The organism is Amycolatopsis sp. NPDC051373 (assembly GCF_040689465.1).
GTDB lineage: Bacteria > Actinomycetota > Actinomycetes > Mycobacteriales > Pseudonocardiaceae > Amycolatopsis.
Genome location: NZ_JBFBAE010000014.1, coordinates 17,016 through 35,843, shown reverse-complemented (window position 1 = coordinate 35,843; position 18,828 = coordinate 17,016). Strand labels below are relative to the sequence as shown.

The 18,828-nt window shown below is 70.9% G+C and carries 19 protein-coding genes; 8 read left to right on the top strand and 11 right to left on the bottom strand.

Going from position 1 to position 18,828, the window contains the following annotated elements:
- Nucleotides 1-1,989, bottom strand: coding sequence for a dehydrogenase E1 component subunit alpha/beta (locus AB0383_RS26075; protein ID WP_364184350.1), 1,989 nt, complete (start codon nt 1,987-1,989; stop codon nt 1-3).
- 115 nt (nt 1,990-2,104) lie between these two features.
- Here AB0383_RS26075 and AB0383_RS26070 point away from each other — a divergent pair, with 115 nt between their 5' ends.
- Entirely contained in the window at nt 2,105-3,163 is a 1,059-nt protein-coding gene (locus AB0383_RS26070; protein WP_364184347.1) for an alcohol dehydrogenase catalytic domain-containing protein, read from the top strand.
- Nucleotides 3,163-4,320: an acyl-CoA dehydrogenase family protein gene (locus tag AB0383_RS26065; protein ID WP_364184345.1), complete on the top strand. Its 1,158-nt coding sequence runs from the start codon at nt 3,163-3,165 to the stop codon at nt 4,318-4,320. The genes AB0383_RS26070 and AB0383_RS26065 overlap by 1 nt, the downstream gene beginning before the upstream one ends.
- Here AB0383_RS26065 and AB0383_RS26060 read toward each other — a convergent pair.
- Nucleotides 4,286-5,104 carry a TetR/AcrR family transcriptional regulator gene (locus tag AB0383_RS26060; protein ID WP_364184342.1) on the bottom strand — a complete coding sequence of 273 codons (819 nt, stop codon included), beginning with the start codon at nt 5,102-5,104 and terminating at the stop codon, nt 4,286-4,288. The two genes, AB0383_RS26065 and AB0383_RS26060, sit on opposite strands and share 35 nt — an antisense overlap.
- A gap of 127 nt (nt 5,105-5,231) precedes the next feature.
- Between AB0383_RS26060 and AB0383_RS26055 the strand changes: the two genes are divergently transcribed.
- A complete protein-coding gene (locus AB0383_RS26055) occupies nt 5,232-5,636 on the top strand; it encodes a DUF1992 domain-containing protein (RefSeq protein ID WP_364184339.1) in 405 nt (134 codons plus the stop codon).
- Here the strand turns inward: AB0383_RS26055 and AB0383_RS26050 are convergent.
- Nucleotides 5,626-6,567: a CocE/NonD family hydrolase gene (locus AB0383_RS26050; protein ID WP_364184336.1), complete on the bottom strand. Its 942-nt coding sequence runs from the start codon at nt 6,565-6,567 to the stop codon at nt 5,626-5,628. The genes AB0383_RS26055 and AB0383_RS26050 overlap by 11 nt on opposite strands.
- Nucleotides 6,568-6,807: 240 nt before the next feature.
- Here AB0383_RS26050 and AB0383_RS26045 point away from each other — a divergent pair, with 240 nt between their 5' ends.
- From AB0383_RS26045 to AB0383_RS26030, 4 genes are all read left to right on the top strand, one after another.
- Entirely contained in the window at nt 6,808-7,944 is a 1,137-nt protein-coding gene (locus AB0383_RS26045; protein WP_364184333.1) for a metallophosphoesterase, read from the top strand.
- Between the two features lie 1,099 nt (nt 7,945-9,043).
- Nucleotides 9,044-9,619, top strand: a complete 576-nt coding sequence (locus tag AB0383_RS26040) for a DUF998 domain-containing protein (protein WP_364184330.1) — start codon at nt 9,044-9,046, stop codon at nt 9,617-9,619.
- Nucleotides 9,620-9,633: 14 nt separating this feature from the next.
- On the top strand, nt 9,634-10,434 hold the full coding sequence (locus AB0383_RS26035) for an alpha/beta hydrolase (RefSeq protein ID WP_364184327.1): 801 nt from the start codon (nt 9,634-9,636) through the stop codon (nt 10,432-10,434).
- A gap of 32 nt (nt 10,435-10,466) precedes the next feature.
- Nucleotides 10,467-11,120, top strand: coding sequence for an HAD-IA family hydrolase (locus tag AB0383_RS26030; RefSeq protein ID WP_364184324.1), 654 nt, complete (start codon nt 10,467-10,469; stop codon nt 11,118-11,120).
- Here AB0383_RS26030 and AB0383_RS26025 read toward each other — a convergent pair.
- The gene (locus AB0383_RS26025) at nt 11,117-11,572 is read right to left on the bottom strand and encodes an NUDIX domain-containing protein (RefSeq protein ID WP_364184321.1); all 456 of its coding nucleotides are present in this window, start codon (nt 11,570-11,572) and stop codon (nt 11,117-11,119) included. The two genes, AB0383_RS26030 and AB0383_RS26025, sit on opposite strands and share 4 nt — an antisense overlap.
- Before the next feature lie 110 nt (nt 11,573-11,682).
- Here AB0383_RS26025 and AB0383_RS26020 point away from each other — a divergent pair, with 110 nt between their 5' ends.
- Nucleotides 11,683-12,159 carry a DoxX family protein gene (locus AB0383_RS26020; RefSeq protein WP_364184318.1) on the top strand — a complete coding sequence of 159 codons (477 nt, stop codon included), beginning with the start codon at nt 11,683-11,685 and terminating at the stop codon, nt 12,157-12,159.
- Here the strand turns inward: AB0383_RS26020 and AB0383_RS26015 are convergent.
- From AB0383_RS26015 to AB0383_RS25985, 7 genes are all read right to left on the bottom strand, one after another.
- On the bottom strand, nt 12,153-12,749 hold the full coding sequence (locus AB0383_RS26015) for an ATP/GTP-binding protein (protein ID WP_364184315.1): 597 nt from the start codon (nt 12,747-12,749) through the stop codon (nt 12,153-12,155). The two genes, AB0383_RS26020 and AB0383_RS26015, sit on opposite strands and share 7 nt — an antisense overlap.
- Nucleotides 12,730-13,101 (bottom strand): DUF742 domain-containing protein, encoded by a 372-nt coding sequence (locus AB0383_RS26010; RefSeq protein WP_364184312.1) that lies wholly within the window; start codon nt 13,099-13,101, stop codon nt 12,730-12,732. The genes AB0383_RS26015 and AB0383_RS26010 overlap by 20 nt, the downstream gene beginning before the upstream one ends.
- The gene (locus AB0383_RS26005; RefSeq protein ID WP_220243702.1) at nt 13,098-13,514 is read right to left on the bottom strand and encodes a roadblock/LC7 domain-containing protein; all 417 of its coding nucleotides are present in this window, start codon (nt 13,512-13,514) and stop codon (nt 13,098-13,100) included. The genes AB0383_RS26010 and AB0383_RS26005 overlap by 4 nt, the downstream gene beginning before the upstream one ends.
- Nucleotides 13,514-15,934 (bottom strand): nitrate- and nitrite sensing domain-containing protein, encoded by a 2,421-nt coding sequence (locus AB0383_RS26000; RefSeq protein ID WP_364184310.1) that lies wholly within the window; start codon nt 15,932-15,934, stop codon nt 13,514-13,516. Before AB0383_RS26000 ends, AB0383_RS26005 begins: the two co-directional genes overlap by 1 nt.
- A gap of 460 nt (nt 15,935-16,394) precedes the next feature.
- Nucleotides 16,395-16,718 carry a hypothetical protein gene (locus tag AB0383_RS25995; protein WP_364184308.1) on the bottom strand — a complete coding sequence of 108 codons (324 nt, stop codon included), beginning with the start codon at nt 16,716-16,718 and terminating at the stop codon, nt 16,395-16,397.
- Nucleotides 16,719-16,935: 217 nt separating this feature from the next.
- Nucleotides 16,936-18,102, bottom strand: a complete 1,167-nt coding sequence (gene kynU, locus AB0383_RS25990; RefSeq protein WP_364184306.1) for a kynureninase — start codon at nt 18,100-18,102, stop codon at nt 16,936-16,938.
- Entirely contained in the window at nt 18,099-18,779 is a 681-nt protein-coding gene (locus AB0383_RS25985) for a transcriptional regulator (protein ID WP_364184303.1), read from the bottom strand. The genes kynU and AB0383_RS25985 overlap by 4 nt, the downstream gene beginning before the upstream one ends.
- Between the last annotated feature and the right edge of the window lie 49 nt (nt 18,780-18,828).

Sequence of the window (18,828 nt, the reverse complement as noted above, 5' to 3'; positions counted from 1 at the left end):
TCACGCGCGAGCCGATTCCCGGACGGCGGCGGCGATCCGTTCCTTCGACGGCAACCACACCCGCTCCAGCGAAGGCGCATAAGGCGCCGGCGTCCCGGCCGCACCTACGCGGATCACGGGCGCGTCCAGCGTCCAGAAGCCTTCTCGCGCGGCCACGGCGGCCAGCTCGGCGCCCACGCCGAAGTCGCCGACCGCCTGGTGCGCCACCACCAGCCGCCCGGTCTTGGCCAGCGACTGCAGGACCGTGGCGGTGTCCAGCGGTGCGATGGTCCGCAGGTCGATCACCTCGACGCTGATCCCCTCGGCCGCCAGCTCCGCGGCCACGTCGACACAGTCGTGCACCAGCTTCGAGTACGACACCAGCGTCACGTCCGTTCCCGGCCGGCGGATGGCGGCGCAACCCAGCGGCACCAGGTGCGTGGGCGGCGGCTGCGGTCCCTTCCGCCCGTACATCAGGCGGTTCTCGACGAACACCACCGGATTCGGATCGCGAATGGCGGCCCGCAGGAGGCCATACGTGTCCGCCGGGGTCGACGGCATCACCACGGTCAGGCCGGGAATGTGCGCGAGCAGCGCCTCCAGGCTCTGCGAATGCTGGCTCCCCGACGACTTCCCCGCGCCGAACTGCGTGCGCACGACCATGGGCAGGCTGACGGCGCCGCCGGTCATGAACCGGAGCTTCGCGGCCTGGTTCATGAGCTGGTCGAGGCACACGCCGACGAAGTCGAAGTACATCAGCTCCACCACGGGGCGCAGGCCGGCCATCGCGGCGCCCACGCCGGCGCCGATGATGGCGCTTTCCGAGATCGGCGTGTCGCGTACGCGGCCGGGGTACTTCTCGGCGAGTCCCCTGGTCAGGCCGAAGACGTTGCCGCCGGCGCCGACGTCGATACCCGCCAGGAACACGGACTCGTCGTGGGACAGCTCGTACTCCAGCGCGCCGCGGATCGCGTCCATGGTCCGGAAGATCTCGCCCGTCGCCTCAGCCGGCTCCGGCACGGGCTCGCGTGGCACGCCGACGTAGTGGTGCAACGTGTCCGGCGACGGTTCCTCCGCGGCGCGCGCGGCCTCGACCGCCGCCTCGATCCGGGCGTCCACCTCGGAATCGATCGGGGCGACGTCCGTGCCCAGTTCACGCAGCCGCGCCGCCAGGCGCACCAGCGGGTCGCGTTCCTTCCACTCCGCCAGCTCTTCGGGCTCCCGGTACTTCTCCGGGTCGCCCTCGTAGTGGCCGTGCCAGCGGTACGTGTCGGCCTCGACCAGCACGGGCCCGCCGCCCTCACGCAGCTCGCGCACCAAGCCGTCGACGAGCGAGGCGACGGCGGCGACGTCGTTGCCGTCCACGTGGTGGTAATCCATCGCGTACCCCGGCGCGCGGTCAGCGAGCGACGCGCGCGTCTGGGTGGCGATCGGCGAGAACTCGGCGTACTTGTTGTTCTCGCAGAAGAAGATGACCGGAAGCCGCCACACCGAAGCGAGGTTCGCCGCTTCGTGGAACATGCCCTGGGCCACGGCGCCGTCGCCGAAGAACGCCAGCACCACACCGCCCTGAGCACGCAGCTGCGCGGCCGTACCCGCGCCGACGGCGATCGGCAGCCCCGCCGCGACGATTCCGTTGGCCCCGAAGATCCCCTTGCGCGGGTCCGCGATGTGCATCGACCCGCCGCGGCCCCGGCACGTGCCGGTCTCCTTGCCCATCAGCTCCGCGAACATGCCCTCGACGTCGAGGCCTTTCGCGATGCAGTGGCCGTGCCCGCGATGGGTGGAGGTGATCACGTCGCGGTCGTCCAGCGGCCGGCACGCGCCGACCGCCGAGGCTTCCTGCCCGATTGACAGGTGCAGGAAGCCGGGGATCTCGTTGTTCCGGTACAGCCTCGACGCCCGGTCCTCGAACTGCCGGATCAGCCGCATCCGCCGGTACATCTCGGTCAATGCGCTCGGGTCACCGTCGAATGCCGTTGCCAGGTCGCTCACCCGGGTGGAAGTCATCACGCTCCTGCCCTTGCCGTTCACCGGTTTCCTCCCCGGCCCTTGACATCGCGCCGGGAACCACGATTCTTGTACCGACTGTTCGAAAAAACAACTCCAGTTCGGAGGTGGTCGCGTGCACGCGCTGCGCTGGCACGCCAAGGGCGAGCTCCGCCTCGACGACGTGCCGGAACCGCCGGCACCGGCGCCGGGTCAAGCGGTGATCGCCGTGTCGTACTGCGGGATCTGCGGCACCGACCTGCACGAGTTCGCGCACGGCCCCAATCTCATCCGCACGGGGCCACACCCGTTGACGGGCCTCGAACCGCCGTTCACCCTGGGCCACGAGATGAGCGGCACGGTCGTGGCGCTCGGTTCCGACGTGCCCGGTGTGAACGTCGGCACACGCGTGGCCGTCGACCCGTGCCTGCGCTGCGGCGTGTGCCGCTGGTGCACCCACGGCGAGTACCACATCTGCGCCAAGGGCGGCTCGATCGGCCTCGCCGCCGACGGTGGGTTCGCGTCGAAGGTCACCGTGCCCGTCGAGGGCCTCGTGCCGGTCCCCGACGGCGTCTCCGACGAGCTCGCCGCCCTGGCCGAGCCGCTCGCCGTGGGCCTGCACGCGATCCGCCGCGCGGGTGTCCAGCCGGGTGATCACGTCCTCCTGCTCGGCGCCGGCCCGATCGGGATCGCCGCGCTGCTGGCCGCGAAGCTCGCGGGCGCCGCGGGCCTGTACGTGAGCGAGCCCGTGCCCGACCGTGCGCGCAAGGCCGCCGAGATCGGCGCGACCGAGGTCTACGACCCGGCGAAGACCGATGTGCGGCGCGAAGTCTTCCTGCGCACCGGGCGCGTCGGGCCCGACGTGGTGGTGGAGGCGACCGGCCGTCCGGACCTGGTGGAGCTGGCCGTGAGCACCGTGCGCCGAGGTGGGCGCGCGGTGCTGTGCGGGATCAGCGGCGCCAGCGCGTCCTTGCCGATCACGCAGATCGTGCCGTTCGAGCGCACGGTGCTCGGCTCGCTGGGCTACAACTTCGACATCCCCCGCGTGCTCGACCTCATGGCCACCGGCCGGCTCGACGCGACGCCGATGCTCACCGGGGTGCGGCCGCTCTCGGCCGGGCGCGACGCGTTCGCCGAGCTCGAAGCCGACCGCGGCAGCCACCTCAAGATCCTGCTGAAGCCCGAGGAGCACTGATGGACTTCGACCTGCCCGAGGAAACCGTCGCGCTGAAGCAGCTCTGCCGGGATTTCGCCGCGAAGGAAATCGCGCCGTACGCCGCCGATTGGTCCGAGCGCAGCCACTTCCCCACGAAGGTGTTCCACGACTTGGGCAAGCTCGGGCTGATGGGCATGCTCGTGGACGAGAAGTACGGCGGCACCGACGCCGGCTTCGTGTCCTATGTTGCCGCGATGGAGGAGCTGGGCGCGGCCGACCAGTCGATCGCGTCGGCGTGGAACGCGCACTCGACGATCGCCACGCTGCCGCTCGCCACGTTCGGCACCCACGAGCAGAAGGAACGGTGGCTGCGGCCGCTCGCCTCGGGAGAGGCGATCGGTGCCTTCGGCCTCACCGAACCCACGGCCGGCTCGGACGCGGCCGGCATCCGCACGCGCGCGCGACAAGCCGACGGTGGCTGGCTGCTCGACGGCACGAAGATGTTCATCAGCAACGCCGGCACCGAGATGAGCCTCGGCGTCACCGTGCTGGCCCTGACCGGCGAGAACGACGGCGGCGCGAAGCGCTACGGCACCTTCTTCATCCCCGAAGGCACACCCGGCTACACCAAGGGGCAGCCGCTGAAGAAACTCGGCTGGCACGCGCTCGACACGCGTGAGCTCGTGTTCTCCGGCTGCTGGGTGCCCGACGACCACCTGATCGGCGAGGAGGGCAACGGCTTGCGCCAGTTCCTGGAAGTCCTCGACGGCGGGCGCATCAGTGTGGCCGCGCTGTCGTTGTCGCTGGCGCAGAAGGCCCTCGACCTCGCGGTGCGCCACGCGGGCGAACGCGAGCAGTTCGGCCAGCCGCTCACACGGTTCCAGGCCGTGGGGCACAAACTCGCGGACATGGCCACGGAGATCGCGGCGGCGCGCTGGCTCGTGTACAACGCGGCGTGGCTCGGCGACCAGGGCCGGCCGTTCAGCACGGCGGCGGCGATGGCGAAGCTCTACGCGTCGGAGGTCGCGAACCGCGCGGCCAGCCAGAGCGTGCAGATCCACGGCGGCTACGGCTTCATCCGCGAGTCAACCATCTCGCGCTTCTACGCCGACGCGAAGATCCTCGAAATCGGCGAAGGCACAAGTGAGGTGCAGCGCAACGTCATCGCCCGGGCTCTGGCCCGCGGCACCGCTTGACCTGCAGCTCGATGCCGTCGAGCAGCCGGTCGAGGCCGAACTCCCAAGCCTCGGCCGCCTGCTCGCCCGCGCCCTGGTCGAAGCCGCCGCCGAGCCAAGCCCGGTTCATCGCCGGGTGCGCGGTGAGGTCGAAGTACTTGCCCCAGAAGGAAGAACGCTGGTCCCACCACGCGTCGTTCGACTGGCCGGTGCTGCGTTCGAGGTGGATGCTCTCGGCTTCGAGCGCCGCGTTGGCGTCCACGTAGGCCGTGATGCTGTTCGCGGCGGCCACGGTTTCGCGTGGCGCGAGCCCCAGACCGTCCACGGTGGACAGTACGTACTCCTGTCCGGCGAGCTGACCCGGGCCGAGCGCGGGCCGCACGCGCGACATCTCGCGCAGCCACGGGTGGCGGCGGTGGGCTTCGCGCGTGCGCTCGGAGTAGAGCCGGATCTGCGCGCGCCAATCACCCGTCCGTGGCTGCCCGGGGCCGGGCAGGCCGCGCTCGACGAGGACGTCGTCCACCATCAGGTCGACGAGCTCGGTCTTGCCGGGCACGTACGTGTAGAGCGTCATGGTCCCGGCGCCGAGCTCCTTGGCGACGCGGTGCATCGACGTGGCCACGAGCCCGTCGGCGTCGGCGACCGTGATGGCCGCGGCCACGATCTGCCCGACGGTGAGCGTCGGCCGGCGCCCACGCGCGGGTTCGGCTGCGGACGTGGAACGTTCGCGCCACAGCAACGCGAGCGTGCGGTCGATCTGCTCAGCCTCCGCGGCGCGTTCGTCGCTGTTCTGCTCGACGGTCATCGTCGCAGCCCCTCCCCTGCCCCGGCGCTGATCGGTTGCCGGGGATCCTACCTGCCGGTTCGGGACCTTCGACCCATCCGCGAGGCTCCGGGCGCGGCTACGCTGGGTGGGGATCGGAGGTGTTGGAGTGACCGAGCGCAAACCCCCCGGCGTGTCCTTCGGCTCGTGGGTCGACCGCCTGATCAACGCCGCCCAGTCGCGCGGCGAGTTCGACGACCTGCCCGGCGCCGGCAAGCCGCTGCCACCCGCCACGGGGCGCGACGCCGCCACGGACTGGGCCTTGCGCCGCGCCCGCGAAGGCGACCTGGACACGGGCTCGTTCCTGCCGCCGTCACTCGCGATCCCGCGCGAGATCCAGGACCTGCCGGCGAAACTCGCGTCGGTGCGCACCGAGAAGCGCGTGCGCGAGATCGTGGAAGACCTCAACGAACGCATCCGCGAAACGCACCGCCGGCCGCAGGAAGGCCCGCCGCTGCGCGCGATGCCGTTGGACGTCGACGAAACCGTGGAGAGCTGGCGCGTCACCCGGTGATCGCCGAGAGAGGCGCCAGCGGCAGCGTGATCGAAGACGCGGGCGTCTTCACCTGGTAGATGCCGCCGAGCAGGCGGGGGAGCTGGGTGAGCGTCGGGGTGAGGTGCGGGGTGTCGGCCGTCGTCAGCACCACACGGATCCGGTGCCCGGCCGCGAGCTGCGCGAAGGTGGGGAACACCTCCACGTCGTAACGCGTGATTTCGTTGGGCACCAGCCATTTCTCCGACTGGCGCGTGTACGGGTGGTAGGGCATCAGGAGCTTCCCGTCGGGGCTGTACCAGCTGCGCGACGAGTCGGTTTCCCGCTGCGAACCGACCAGCGCGCCTTCGGTGAGCGGCTTGGACGAACCGTCCGGGCCGACGTCGGTCACGGTCACCACCCACATCGTGTCCAGGGTGTTGGCCTGCGCGGAGATCGACGCGGTGATCGGCCCGGCGAGCACGCTCGGCTGCGTCAGCGGCGCGGACGTATAGACGAGCGAGCCTGGACCGTGTTCGCGGTCGAGGTTCGTGGTGTCACACGCCAGGTTCGGCAGAAATCCGCCCAGCCACTGGGCGGTGGATCGCGTGCAGGTGCTCGACGTCGGCGTCCAGGTGATCCAGTCGGTGCCGCTGCCCGAGGGCGGGCTGGTCGAAAGCGTGCCGTCGTTGGCCGCGCGCGGTGCGGTGCCGGTGCGGCCGGCGCCGAAGTAGTAGGTGGTGGCTTGTGCGCCGGCGAACGGGTACGTCGTGGTGTCGACCCAGTTGTCAGTGCCGAACACGTTGGTGTGCAAGGGTTTCGTGGTGTCGGTGATCCCGGTGTCGACGCCCTTGAGCCAGTGGTCGTACCAGGCCAGCTCGATCGGGTGCAGGTCGATGTCACCGGTCGGATCGTGGTACCACGGGCCCATCATGAGCTGGTAGCGGCTGGTCGCCGTCTGGCCGGCGGCCATCGGAGCGTTCACCGGACGGCCGGCCCACGCGTTCTCCCGTGCTCGGCTCGCGCAACCGACGCAGTCCGGCTCGGCCACAGGACTCGACCGACCTGGTCGGCCAGCTCAGCGACTCGGCCAGCTCAGCGACTCGGCGGCTCGGCGACCCGACCCACCGAAACAGCCCTAACAGCCCATTGGGCCGTTAGCCCCCGAGTCCGGCTACTCTGGGTAGACCATGTCGAAGGGATGGCGACCGTGATGCGTCGGGTTCGTCGGGCGGCCGCCCTGGTTGTTGCGTTGCTGTTGTTGTTCGGGGAGCCCTGGTCGGTGTTCGTGTTGTTGCCGGGGTGGCCGGTGGCGGGGACCGTCGCGGGGACGGTGGTGTTCGCGGGCGCGATGGTGGCGTTTCCGGTGCTGATGTTCCAGGGCCACGGGCCGAGGCAGAGCGATGCCGCGGCGCGGACTGGGGACGTCATGTTGGGCACCATCTGGGTGCTGTTCACGTGGAGCGTCCTCGGGCACGTGTTGCGGCTGGCGCTGCTGGCGGCGGGTGTCGACGACCCCGCGCGGCCGCGGATTGTGGCGGCGGCGAGCCTGGCGGTGTCGGTGGTGCTGCTCGTGGTCGGCAACCGGGCCGCGATGCGGGTGCCGCCGGTGAAGGAAGTGGACGTGGTGATCCCGCGGCTGGGCGCGGGCGTCGACGGGCTGCGCATCGCGGTCATCACCGACACGCACTACGGTCCCCTCGACCGCACCAAGTGGTCGGAGAAGCTGGTCGCCGAGGTGAACCGGCTGCAGGCCGACGTCGTCTGCCACGCGGGCGACCTCGCCGACGGATCGGTCGCCAAGCGCCGCAAGCAGGTCGACCCGCTGGGCGGCGTGCAGGCCGGCCTCGGCCGTTTCTACATCACCGGCAACCACGAGTACTTCGGCGAAGCCCAGGCCTGGCTCGACCACATGGCGAGCCTCGGCTGGGACACCCTCCACAACCGCAGCACCCTCGTCGAGCGCGGCGGCGACCGCATCCTCTTCGCCGGCATCGACGACCCCACCGGCGCGGCCTCCGGGCTGCCCGGCCACGGCCCCGACCTGCCCGCCGCCCTCGCCGGCGCGGACCCCGACGTCCCCGTCGTCCTCCTCGCCCACCAGCCCAAGCAGGTCAAACAGGCCCGCGAAGCCGGCGTCGACCTGCAGATCTCGGGGCACACCCACGGCGGCCAGATCTGGCCGTTCCACCTGCTCGTCCGGCTCGACCAACCCACGCTCTCCGGCCTGACGCCCCACGGGCCCCGCACCCAGCTGTACAACAGCCGCGGCTCCGGGTTTTGGGGGCCGCCGTTCCGCGTGTTCGCGCCGAACGAGATCAGCCTTCTCACGCTCCGTCGCGCCGCCTGACCTGGACACCACCAACCCTCGACCGCCCGGCCTGACGCGAGCAACGCCGGGCCGGGCGAGCGCTTCGGCGCGACCAGCGGCCGAGCGGGCCCGCCTCGCCGAATCCAAGTAGGCCCCACGCCAGATCCGAACAGCGCAGACCCGCCCGGCCTGAGGCGAGCTAAGCCAGGCTGGGCGAGACCTTCGGCGCGATCCGGCGATCCGCCGAACCACATGACCAACGCCATCGCCGACCCCGATCGCCCTCACCTGAGCAGCGCCAGGGCGGGCGAGGACTCCGGCTCAACCCAGCGACGCGCCGCCCGAACAGCACCGCGGCTCCGTGCCTCAACCCGGCCACCGGACCAGGCCTGAGCACCGCCAACTCCCGGCCGGCCGGGCGAGGGCTTCGACCCGACCGGCGATAATCGCGTCGCCTGGCCCGTCCGCCTTCTCCGGCCCCGACCTGGGCACCACCGACCGGTCCGGCTCTCGCAACGCCATGCCGACAAAATGTTTTGGCGTCGCCCGGCGACCCGTCGCAGCCTCTGGTCGGTCCGCCTCTCTCCCACCTCGCCCTGGCCAGCACGCCACCGACTGGCCTGGCTCTCGCACCCCATGCCGGCCACGTCTTTGACGCGGCCCGGCAACCCGACGCGCCGCCCGATCGGCTTGCCCCCCGCCCACCTCGGCACGGCCCGGCAACCCGACGCGCCGCCCGATCGGCTTGCCCCTCGCCCACCTCGACCCGGCCGCTGCGCCTGACCTGGGCACCACCGACCGGCCTGGCCCTCGCAACCCCATGCCAGCCAAGTCTTTCGGCACGGCCCGGCAACCCGACGCGCCGCCTGATCGGTCTGCCCCCCGCCCCTCGCCCACCTCGACCCGGCCACTGCGCCCGACCTGAGCACCGCCGAGCCCGACCCCACTCGAGCGGGCGGCGGGCGTTCCGGCGTGCGACAAGCGATCTCGCCACCCCTCAGCTCTGCCGGGTCCTCGAATGACCGCACCGACGCCCACCCCACCGACTAATATTTTTGTCTTGACAATCAAAACCATCGGTGACAGCCTTCTCCACACCAGACCAACCAAGGAGTCCACCACCCGAGGGAAGCTCGCCATGACCACCACCGCACCGAGACCGACCACCCGCCAGAGCAGCACAAACACCACCCGCGCCCTCCTCAACGCCGGCATCGCCGCCGGGCCGGTCTACCTCGTGACCGCCCTCGCCCAGGCCCTGGCCCGCCCCGGGTTCGACCCCGCGCGAACCGACGTCAGCCTCCTCGCCATCGGGCCCGACGGCTGGATCCAAATAGCCAACTTCGTCGTCACCGGACTGCTCGTCATCGCCTGCGCCATCGGGCTCAAGAGCCGGCTGATCGCCACCTTCGGCGCCGGCCTCGTCGCCGCCGGGATCTTTGTGGCCGACCCCGCCGGCGCGGCGATCAGCTGGCACGGAGCGCTCCACATCGTCACCGCCGGAATCGGTTTCCTCGCCTTCACCGCCGCGTGCCTCGCCCGCAAATCCGCCTACTCCCGCATCACCGGCATCGCGTTCCTCGCCGGGTTCGCGGGCGTCGCGACCGGGTCGACCAACCCCGTGGTCGTCATCGGTTTTTGGGTGGCCGTCGCATTGGCGTTCACCTGGCTCGCCGTGACAGCGGTCCACACCAAGCGCACCATCAACCACTGAAGGAGGCAAAACCCATGCCCACCACCACGTCCGCCGACGGCACCACCCTCGGCTACACCCGCCTCGGCACCGGGCCGTCGCTCGTGCTCGTCGACGGGGCGATGTGTTACCGCGGCTCGACGCCCAACGACGCCATCGCGAAGGAACTCGCCGCCCGCTTCACCGTCTTCACGTTCGACCGCCGCGGCCGGGGTGAAAGCGGGAACACGCTGCCCTACGACGTGGAGCGCGAAGTGGAAGACGTCGCGGCCATCGTCAAGGAGGCGGGTGGAGAAGCCGGCCTCTTCGGGATCTCCTCGGGAGCCGTGCTCGCGCTCGAAGCGGCGCACCGCGGGGTGCCGACGAGCAAACTCGCCGTGTACGAGCCGCCGTTCGTCGTCGACGGGTCGCGCAAGCCCCTCAAAGCCGACTACACCGAGAAGCTCGAGCAGGCCGTCGCAACAGACGACCGCGCGGAAGCCGTCCGCCTCTTCATGCGCATCGGGATCGAGCTGCCCGCGCCCATGGTCGCGATGATGCGCCTCATGCCCGCGTGGCCGAAGCTCAAGCGCGTCGCCCACACGCTCCCCTACGACAACGCCCTGATGGACGGCAACCAGGCCGGCGAGCCGCTCCCCGAGGGACGCTGGTCGGGCATCACCGCGCCGACCCTCGTCATCGACGGTGGCAAGAGTCCCCGGTGGATGCGCACCGGCGTGGCCCAGCTGGCCCAGACGCTGCCGGGCGCCACCTACCGCACCCTCGCGGGCCAGACCCACCTCGTGAAGGCCAAGGCTCTCGCCCCCGTGCTTGCGGAGTTCTTCACACCTCGCTGACACCGCGAACGGCCGTACGGCAAGCTGACCGGGTGGCCACGCGAGCGCTGATCTTCGACTTCGACGGAACGCTGGCCGACACGGAAGCCGCGGTGCTGCAGTCGTGGCAGGAGATGTTCCGCGACCACGGCACGGAGCTCCCGCTGGAGGTCTGGCACACCGTGATCGGCACGCAGAACACGGCCGCCACGATGTTCAAGCTGCTGGCCGAGCGCGTCGCGCACATCGACCCCGAGCAGCTGCGCCCGGGGATGCGCGCCCGCGTCCACCAGCTGCTGGAAGCCGAAGGCCCGCGCGAGGGCGTGCTCGGCTATCTCGACGAGGCCGCGAGCCGGAACCTCAAGCTCGGCGTCGCGTCCAGCTCGTCGGGCACCTGGGTCCACGGCCAGCTCGCCCGCCTCGGCCTCGCCGAACGGTTCGGCTCCGTCGAGACCGGCGACCGCCACGCCGCCAAACCGCGCCCCGACACCTACCTCGCCGCGCTGGCCACGCTCGACGTCCCGGCGGAGCAAGCCATCGCCTTCGAGGACTCGCCCCACGGTGTGAGCGCCGCCAAGGCCGCGGGCATCCCGACGGTCGCCGTGCCGAACGCCATCACCACTGTGCTCGACTTCGGCCACGCCGACCTGGTGCTGCCGTCGTTCACGGCCAAGCCGCTGGCCGAGGTCCTCGACCTCTTAGGCTAGATCACTTCGGACAGCCGGTCGAGGAACGCCCGCTGCCCCTTCACGAGCTTCACCCGCGCGGCGTCCAGCCCGAACCACTCGACGCGGTCCACCTCCGGGAACTCCTGCTTGCGCCCCGAGCGCGGCGGCCACTCCAGCTCGAACGTCCCCGGCACGACCGCCGCCGGGTCCAGGTCCGCCTCCACGGCCCACGCCGTGACGACCTTCCCCGACTGCCGCACGTCACCCATCGCGAACCACTCGCCGTCGGGCGCGGGCAGGCCGAGCTCCTCCGCGAACTCGCGCCGCGCGGCGGCCACCGGCTCCTCGCCGTCCTCCAGCTCGCCCTTGGGCAGCGACCACGCGGCCTCGTCCTTCTTCGCCCAGAACGGCCCGCCCATGTGCGCGAGCAGCACCTCGACCTCGTCGCGCCGGCGGAAGAGCAGCAGCCCGGCGCTGTGTTTGGCAGCCATCGCGACAGTCTGCCGGAACCCGCCCGAAAAAGTTTCCGCACCCGTGTCGATCCGCGTCGAGCCCGCTCGACGCATCGGCAAAAGGGAAAAACACTCGGAGGGAACCGGAAATGACCACCATCACCCGCACCCAGGCCACCCCGTCCACCGTGTCGACCACGAAGCCGCAGCTCGTCGAGCGCGTCCGCCCGATCGTGCTGGCCCTGTTCCGGGTCGTCACGTCGGCCCTGTTCCTGATCCACGGCCTGGCCGGCTTCGGCTTCTTCGGCGGCATCGACGGCCAGGGTGGGGCCGTGCCGTTCGGCAGCTTCCCCGGCTTCTGGGCCAGCGCGATCGAGGTCGTCGGCGCCGTGCTGATCCTGCTGGGTGTGGCGACACGACCGGCCGCGATCGTGCTGTCCGGCGTGATGGCCTACGCCTACTTCACCGTCCACGCGCCGATGGGCCTGCTGCCGATGCAGAACATGGGCGAGCCGGCCGCGCTGTACTCGTGGATCTTCCTGACGATCGCCTTCACCGGTCCGGGCGCGTTCGCCCTGGGCAACCTGGGCAACCTTCGCAACCGAGCCAAGAAAGCCCGTCAGTAGCCCGCGGCCGCCAGGTCGTTGTACTTCATCACGTGCTCCATGAGGATCGTCAGCACCTGCTTGGTGGACTCCCGCTCACGGGCGTCGCACAGCAACAGGGGAACGTCCGGGTCGAGGTCCAACGCGGCCCGGACCTCTTCCGTGCCGTATCGGTAGGCGCCGTCGAAGCAGTTCACGCCGACCACGAACGGAAGGCCCCGGCGCTCGAAGAAGTCCACCGCGGCGAAGCACGAATCGAGCCGCCGCGTGTCCGCCAGCACCACGGCGCCCAGCGCGCCCTCGGCCAGCTCGTCCCACATGAACCAGAACCGGTCCTGCCCGGGCGTGCCGAACAAGTACAGGATCAGCTCGGGGTTGATCGTGATGCGGCCGAAGTCCAGCGCGACGGTGGTGGTGGTCTTCTGCTCCACGCCCGAGAGGTCGTCGACGCCTTCGGAAGCGGCGGTGATCACCTCTTCCGTACGCAGCGGGGGGACCTCGCTGACCGACCCGACCATCGTGGTCTTGCCGACCCCGAACCCACCGGCGATCAGCACTTTGACCGCGGTCGCGGTCAGCGCGCGCCGGGGTTCAGAGTTTCCGGATGCCATCGAGAACCGCCTGGAGTACGTGTTTGTTCGGAGCTTCGGTCGGGGGTGCCGCGGTGCGGAACAGCACGAGGTTCGACTCGATCAGATCACTCAGCAGAACCTTCACCACCGGCAGGGGCAGATCCACCCGCGCGGCCACCTCGGCGACCGACGTCGGTTTCTGGCACAGGCTCAGGATCTGCGCGTACTCCGGCTCGATCGCGGCCACCTCGCGTGCGGTCCGCATGGCGACCACGAGCGTGATCAGGTCCAGCCCGAGCGTGTCCGAGCGGGTGCGCCCGCCCGTGACGGCGTACGAGCGGACCAGCGGCCCGGCCTCGTCGTCGAACCAGGACTCGTGCCGGCCGCTCATGGCGAGGTCCGCTGGACCACTCCGGCTCGCGGTGCCGCCGTGAGCACCGCGCCGACCCGCTTGACCATCAGGTTCATCTCGTACGCCACGAGCCCCATGTCCGCGTCGGCGCTCGCCAGCAGCGCGAGGCACGCCCCGCGGCCGGCCGCCGTCACGAAGAGGAACGCGTGATCCATCTCCACCATCGTCTGCCGCACGTTGCCGCCGCCGAAGTGGCGCCCGGTGCCCCTCGCGAGGCTCTGGAACGCCGAGGCGACGGCCGACAGGTGCTCACCGTCCTCTTCGGACAGGTTGCTCGACCGGCCGATCAGCAGCCCGTCGGAAGAAAGCACCACTGCCCGCTCGGCACCGGCGACCCGCTTGACGAGGTCGTCGAGCAACCAGTCGAGCTCGTTGACGCCGTTGTTGGCCATCAGTCGCGATCTCCGTACCTGTTGTCGTCGTAATCGACTTCCGTCTCCCGGGCGCGCCGGGTGCCCTGCTGGAACGCCGTGAGGCGGTTGCGGGCGAGTTCCGGCGTGTCCTCCCGGGCGTCCTGGAGCTCGTGCGCCGGACTGTCCTCGCGCAGCTGGGGCACGAGGTTCTGCTGACGCCGGCGCTGGGGCAGCGGCGGACGACCGGGTGCTTCCGGCCGGTACGGCTGCTGGGGGCGGCCGTTCTCCGGCGCCGGCCGCGGCTCGTGCGCGGGCCACGCCGGCTGGGGCGGGCGAGGCGGCCGGGCGGCGCGCGGCGGAGCGGGCTGCTCGGCCGGCGGCGCAGGCGGTTCGTACCCGGGCTGTTCCACCGCCGCGACCGGAGCCGCTTCGGGGCGCAACCGCGCCGCCCGCCGGCCGACGCGGCTCATGCGCACCGGGTCCTTCACCGGCTGCTCGGGCACCGGCACCGGGGCCTGCTCCTCGGCGACCTCCGGCGTCGCTTCGGCCAGCTGGGCCAGCAGATCCCGTCGCACCAGCACGATCGCGCGCGTGCCGCCGTAGGCCGACTCCCGCAGGTGCACGGAGATGCCGTGGCGCGAAGCGAGCCGCGCGACCACGAACAGGCCCAGCCGGGGCTCGTCCGACAGCGCCATGATCCCGAAGTCCGGCGGGTCGGCGAGCATCGCGTTGAACTCGTCCGCCTGCTCCTTCTCCAGCCCGAGGCCCTGGTCCTCGACCTCGATCACCACGCCCTTGCCGACGACGTTGCCGCGCAGCTCGACGCGCGCCTCGGGCGGCGAGAACGACGTCGCGTTGTCGATCAGCTCCGCCAGCAGGTGCACGAGGTCGCCGACCACCGGACCGCGCACGGCGATCGACGGCAGCGCGGCCGTCTTCACGCGCGAGAAGTCTTCGGTCTCGGCCGCCGCGCCCCGCACCAGCTCCGCCAGGCCGACGGGGTTGCGCCACTGCCGGCCGGGCTGGCCGCCGCCGAGGATGATCAGGTTTTCGGCGTTGCGGCGGGCGCGCGTGGAGAGGTGGTCGAGCTGGAAGAGCGTGTCCAGCTGGTCCGGGTCCTCCTGCTTGCGCTCGGCCGCGTCGAGCACCTTCAGCTGCCGGTGCACGATGACCTGGCTGCGGTGGGCGATGTTGAGGAACACCGTCTTGGTGCCCTCCCTCGTCTTCGCCTCTTCGACGGCCGCGGCGATGGCCGCCTGCTGCGCTTTGTTGAACGCCTCGGCGACCTCCCCGATCTCGTCGTCACCGTGGTCGAGGAAGTGCCCGCCCTCCTCGAGGTCCACGGGCTCGCCCGCGCGCACGCGCTCCACGAGTTCCGGCAGCCGGACCTCGGCCGCGTCGAGCGTGTCCTCCCGCAGCCGCGCGAGGCGCGCGATGAACCGGCGCGAGAGGCGCAGCGCGATGAGCACCACGATGATCGCGATGAGCAGCGCGGCGGCGCCGGCGATGATCGAGTTGGTGAGCGTGGTGTCGGCGTCGGCGATCGCCGCGTTGGTGGCGGCCGAGCTCTGCGTCACGAACATCGTCATCAACGTGGTGGCGACCTGGTGCGCGGCGTCGCGCCACTGCTGCTGCGGCACGGGCAGCTGCTTTTCGCCCGCCAGGAACGCGTTCTCGACCTGCGTGACGGTGCGCCAGTCCGGTCCGGCCACGAGCTTGTCGTAGCTCGCGCGCACCTGCGGCAGCATCTGCGGCACGGACTGTTCCAGCTGCGCGTGGTACGCGCCGATCTGCCCGATGTACGCGCGTTGCTCGTCACCGCTCAGACCGCCCGAAGCGAGCCCGGCCGCCGACAGGGCATCGCTGCGCTGCATCTCCTCGGCGGCGTTGAAGATCGGAATCGCCGACAGGCGCGCGAAGGCGTTCTCCGCACCGCGCGCGGCCTGCGCGAGCCCGGCGACGCCCTGCGTGAACTGGTCGATGATCTGGTTGTAGAAGGTGAACGTCTGCAGCAGCGGCAACTGCCCCGCGTCCACCTGCTGACGCACCTGCGGCACCTTCGAGTACAGCCCGGCGAACGTGGCGATGTTCTGCTTCACGCTCGCGGGCACGGTGTCGTCGTCGGCGAAGTTGCCCTCGAGGATCGAGCTGATCTGCGCGGCCGCCGCGTCGGTCTTCGGCCGCGCGGCCTGCAGCGCCTGACGCGCGTCGGTCTGTCCGGCCAGCAGGCTCATCGACAGCTGCCGCTCCTGCTCGGCGGCGAGGATGAACGGGATGCCCGGGCCTTCCGAACTGCGGATCTTCTGCGCGTAATCCCGCGCCTGCAGGGCGTCGGTGATCAGGTAACCGGCGAGCGCGACGCCGACGAGCAAGAGAGCGAGACTCGGAATCAACGCGATCGCGAGCACGCGTGATCGAATCGACGAGCCGCGGCTGCGACGAACAGAATTCTGCTTCACCGTGGTCCGTTTTCCTTCCGGCAGTACAAGGTATTCGGGTCTCCCAGGGTTTTCTCACCCGGTTCCGACCAGCCGGATCAACTCACCGTGGTCCATCGCCCGCGACGACGTTAGGCAGGCCGGGCAAGCACGTCAAGTCTGGACGCGAATTTCGATCACGTTCCCGTGAGCGTCTCACAACCCTTGCCAGTGCTTGGGAAATCCGCCACGGCAGACGTGAGCTTGGTCGCAGCAGTAATGGGCCGGACGGCGGTGCCACCGTGACCTGCGGCGCGCTATCGGCGCGGTGAACGGCGTGTGAGGAACACCGAATTCATCGGTGAGGTCGATCACCGAACGCGCGGACAGTCCGTGACGGCGACCTTACGCGCGGCCCCGGACTCCACGCGAGGACGAAAAGGCGTGAAATGGACTACACCGGCCACGGAATCGCTGTTCACACCGGCGCGATTACCACTTTTCAGCGCCGAACGCCGTTCGGACGCGAGTCGCCGTCGCGGTGCAGGATCAAGCGCGGCACGTCGGGCCAGTCGGGGTCGTCTTCGTGGTCGGCCCGGCGAGCGGAGCCGCCGCGCCGGCCCCGGCGGAGGAGGTCGTGCAGCATCTCCCGGCACGCCCAGCCGAGCACGGCCACGGAGCAGACCAGCACCAGCACGAGCACCGACTCCACCGGGAAGCGCACGAACAGGTCGCCGAATTCGGCGAGCAGAATTCCGAGGATTACCCCGACCAGGAGTGTGCCGACATACGAAATCGGCACCTCACGAACCCGTGCACCGGCCATCGCCGCCCCCTTCGCCCGGCAACCGCGCCGACGTTTCCCCGTGCCGCACGAGCACGGGATCGCGCCGGTCCGCAGTGCGCCCACCAGCGGAAAAGCAGGGTCCGATCATAGCGGGCAACCACGCGGAACTGTCTCGGTCGCTCACCCGAAGGGGCTATGCGTGGATCCATTCAGCCGCGAAAACCGCGATTTTCCGTGAATTCAGTTCGCCTTTCGTTCAGCGCGGCTCATGCAACGCCGTGACCGCGCGCAGCACTTCCGCGTACCGCGTGTAGAGCGGCGCGAGCCCGAACCGCAGCACGTCGGGCGGACGGAAATCGCCGAGCACGCCGCGTTCGTGCAACGCCGCCATGGTCCGTGGCGCGTCCCGCACCCGCACCGAAATCTGGTGGCCGCGCGCGTGGTCGCGCGGCGTCGGCACGTCGGCGCCGGGCAGTAGTTCGTCGAGGCAGCGCAGGAAGAAATCGCCCAGTGCCAAGCCTTTCGCGCGCAACACGGCGAGATCGACGTCCTCCCACACGTCCAGCGCGGCGTCGAGCGCGAGCAGCGACAGGATGCCCGGAGTGCCCGCGCGCGCCCGCGAAATCCCCGCGCCCGCGCGGTAGCCGGCCTCCATCGCGAACGGGTCGGCGTGCCCGGCCCAGCCCGCAAGCGGTTGGTCGAACGACTCCTGCAGCCGGTTCGCGACGTAGACGAACGCGGGCGCGCCCGGCCCGCCGTTGAGGAACTTGTAGGTGCAGCCCACCGCGTAGTCGACCTCGTGCTCGTCGAGCCGCACCTCGATCGCGCCGACGCTGTGGCAGAGGTCCCAGACCACGGCGGCGCCGGCAGCGTGCGCGGCGGCGGTGATCGCGCCCATGTCGTGCAGCCGGCCGGACACGTAGTCGACGTGGTTCACGAGCACCGCCGCCGTCGCCTCACCGCACGCGGCAGGCAGCTCGGCGACCGGCACGCGCCGCACGGCGTGTCCGGTGAGGCGCCCGACCTGCTCGGTGACGTAGCCGTCGGTCGGGAACGTCGCGGCGTCGAGCAGGATCTCGCCGCGGCCCGGGTTCGCGCGCACGGCGGCGACGAGCACCTTGAACAGGTCGACGCTCGTCGAGTCGGCGACCACGACCTGCCCGGGCGCCGCGCCGACGAGCGGCGCGATGCGCCTCCCGACCCGCTCCGGCGCGTCCCACCAGCCGTCGGTCCACGACCGGATCAGCCGGCCACCCCACTGCTCGCGGACCACCTCGGCGAGCCGCTGCGCGACGTGCCTCGGCGGTGCGCCGAGGGAATTGCCGTCGAAGTACGCGACGGCCGGGTCGAGGTCGAACTCCGCGCGCTTGGCGGCCAGGGGGTCGGCGGCGTCGAGCTCCGCCGCTTCTTCGGCGAGGCTCATGCCGGGAACTCGTCGGCGAGGGTGCTCCAGAACATCAGCTCGTAGCTCTGGAACAGCCGGGCGTACGTCCGCGCGCGATCCGCGTCGAGCCGCCCGGCGTCGAGCCCGGCCTGGATCGCGGCGAGCGCCTGCTCTTCGACTTCCGGGACGTCGGCGGCGAAGAAGTCGAAGAACGCGCACGCGTCCTCGGAGAAGCCACCGTCCTCAAAACAGTAGTGCTCACGCATCCCCGCGGCGATGGCGGCGCAGTACCGGCCCCACGCGGCGAAGTTCGCGAAGATCGCGACGGTGACTTCAGCCGCTTCGCCGTTCAGCGCCAGCCACGCGAAGTACGCCGGATATGCCTGACAACCCGCACGCGGCAACTCGGTCCCAGGATCATCTCCGACCGCGGCCGCCATCGCGTCGAGCTTGCCCAGCGCGAGCTGCTCCCCCGGCGCGAGGCCGCCGAAGAACTCACGCGCCCGCGGTTCGTCGGCGCGGGCGGCCAGCGCGTGGAAGCTGCGCCAGTCGCTGCGCACGATCCACCGCTCCTCGGCGGCGATCGCGGCGAACACCTCGCGCGGCGCACGGCCGGACACGACGAGCGGCACGAGCCGGTTGTCGTCGTCGCGCGGCGCGAGCTCGCGCTGGATCGCACTCAGCAGTTCACGAGCGGACTGATCACGAGCGGGCACGGGCTCTCCTTCGGCAGGGGCTTCCATTCAAGCAGGATCCGCTGAAGTG

Excerpts from the sequence above, each read along its gene's own strand:
- AB0383_RS26075 (WP_364184350.1), bottom strand. The coding sequence starts at position 1,989 with ATGACTTCCACCCGGGTGAGCGACCTGGCAACGGCATTCGACGGTGAC.
- AB0383_RS26065 (WP_364184345.1), top strand. The coding sequence starts at position 3,163 with ATGGACTTCGACCTGCCCGAGGAAACCGTCGCGCTGAAGCAGCTCTGC.
- AB0383_RS26060 (WP_364184342.1), bottom strand. The coding sequence starts at position 5,104 with ATGACCGTCGAGCAGAACAGCGACGAACGCGCCGCGGAGGCTGAGCAG.
- AB0383_RS26050 (WP_364184336.1), bottom strand. The coding sequence starts at position 6,567 with ATGGCCGCCGGCCAGACGGCGACCAGCCGCTACCAGCTCATGATGGGC.
- AB0383_RS26045 (WP_364184333.1), top strand. The coding sequence starts at position 6,808 with ATGCGTCGGGTTCGTCGGGCGGCCGCCCTGGTTGTTGCGTTGCTGTTG.
- AB0383_RS26040 (WP_364184330.1), top strand. The coding sequence starts at position 9,044 with ATGACCACCACCGCACCGAGACCGACCACCCGCCAGAGCAGCACAAAC.
- AB0383_RS26035 (WP_364184327.1), top strand. The coding sequence starts at position 9,634 with ATGCCCACCACCACGTCCGCCGACGGCACCACCCTCGGCTACACCCGC.
- AB0383_RS26025 (WP_364184321.1), bottom strand. The coding sequence starts at position 11,572 with ATGGCTGCCAAACACAGCGCCGGGCTGCTGCTCTTCCGCCGGCGCGAC.
- AB0383_RS26020 (WP_364184318.1), top strand. The coding sequence starts at position 11,683 with ATGACCACCATCACCCGCACCCAGGCCACCCCGTCCACCGTGTCGACC.
- AB0383_RS26015 (WP_364184315.1), bottom strand. The coding sequence starts at position 12,749 with ATGGCATCCGGAAACTCTGAACCCCGGCGCGCGCTGACCGCGACCGCG.
- AB0383_RS26010 (WP_364184312.1), bottom strand. The coding sequence starts at position 13,101 with ATGAGCGGCCGGCACGAGTCCTGGTTCGACGACGAGGCCGGGCCGCTG.
- AB0383_RS26005 (WP_220243702.1), bottom strand. The coding sequence starts at position 13,514 with ATGGCCAACAACGGCGTCAACGAGCTCGACTGGTTGCTCGACGACCTC.
- AB0383_RS25995 (WP_364184308.1), bottom strand. The coding sequence starts at position 16,718 with ATGGCCGGTGCACGGGTTCGTGAGGTGCCGATTTCGTATGTCGGCACA.
- kynU (WP_364184306.1), bottom strand. The coding sequence starts at position 18,102 with ATGAGCCTCGCCGAAGAAGCGGCGGAGCTCGACGCCGCCGACCCCCTG.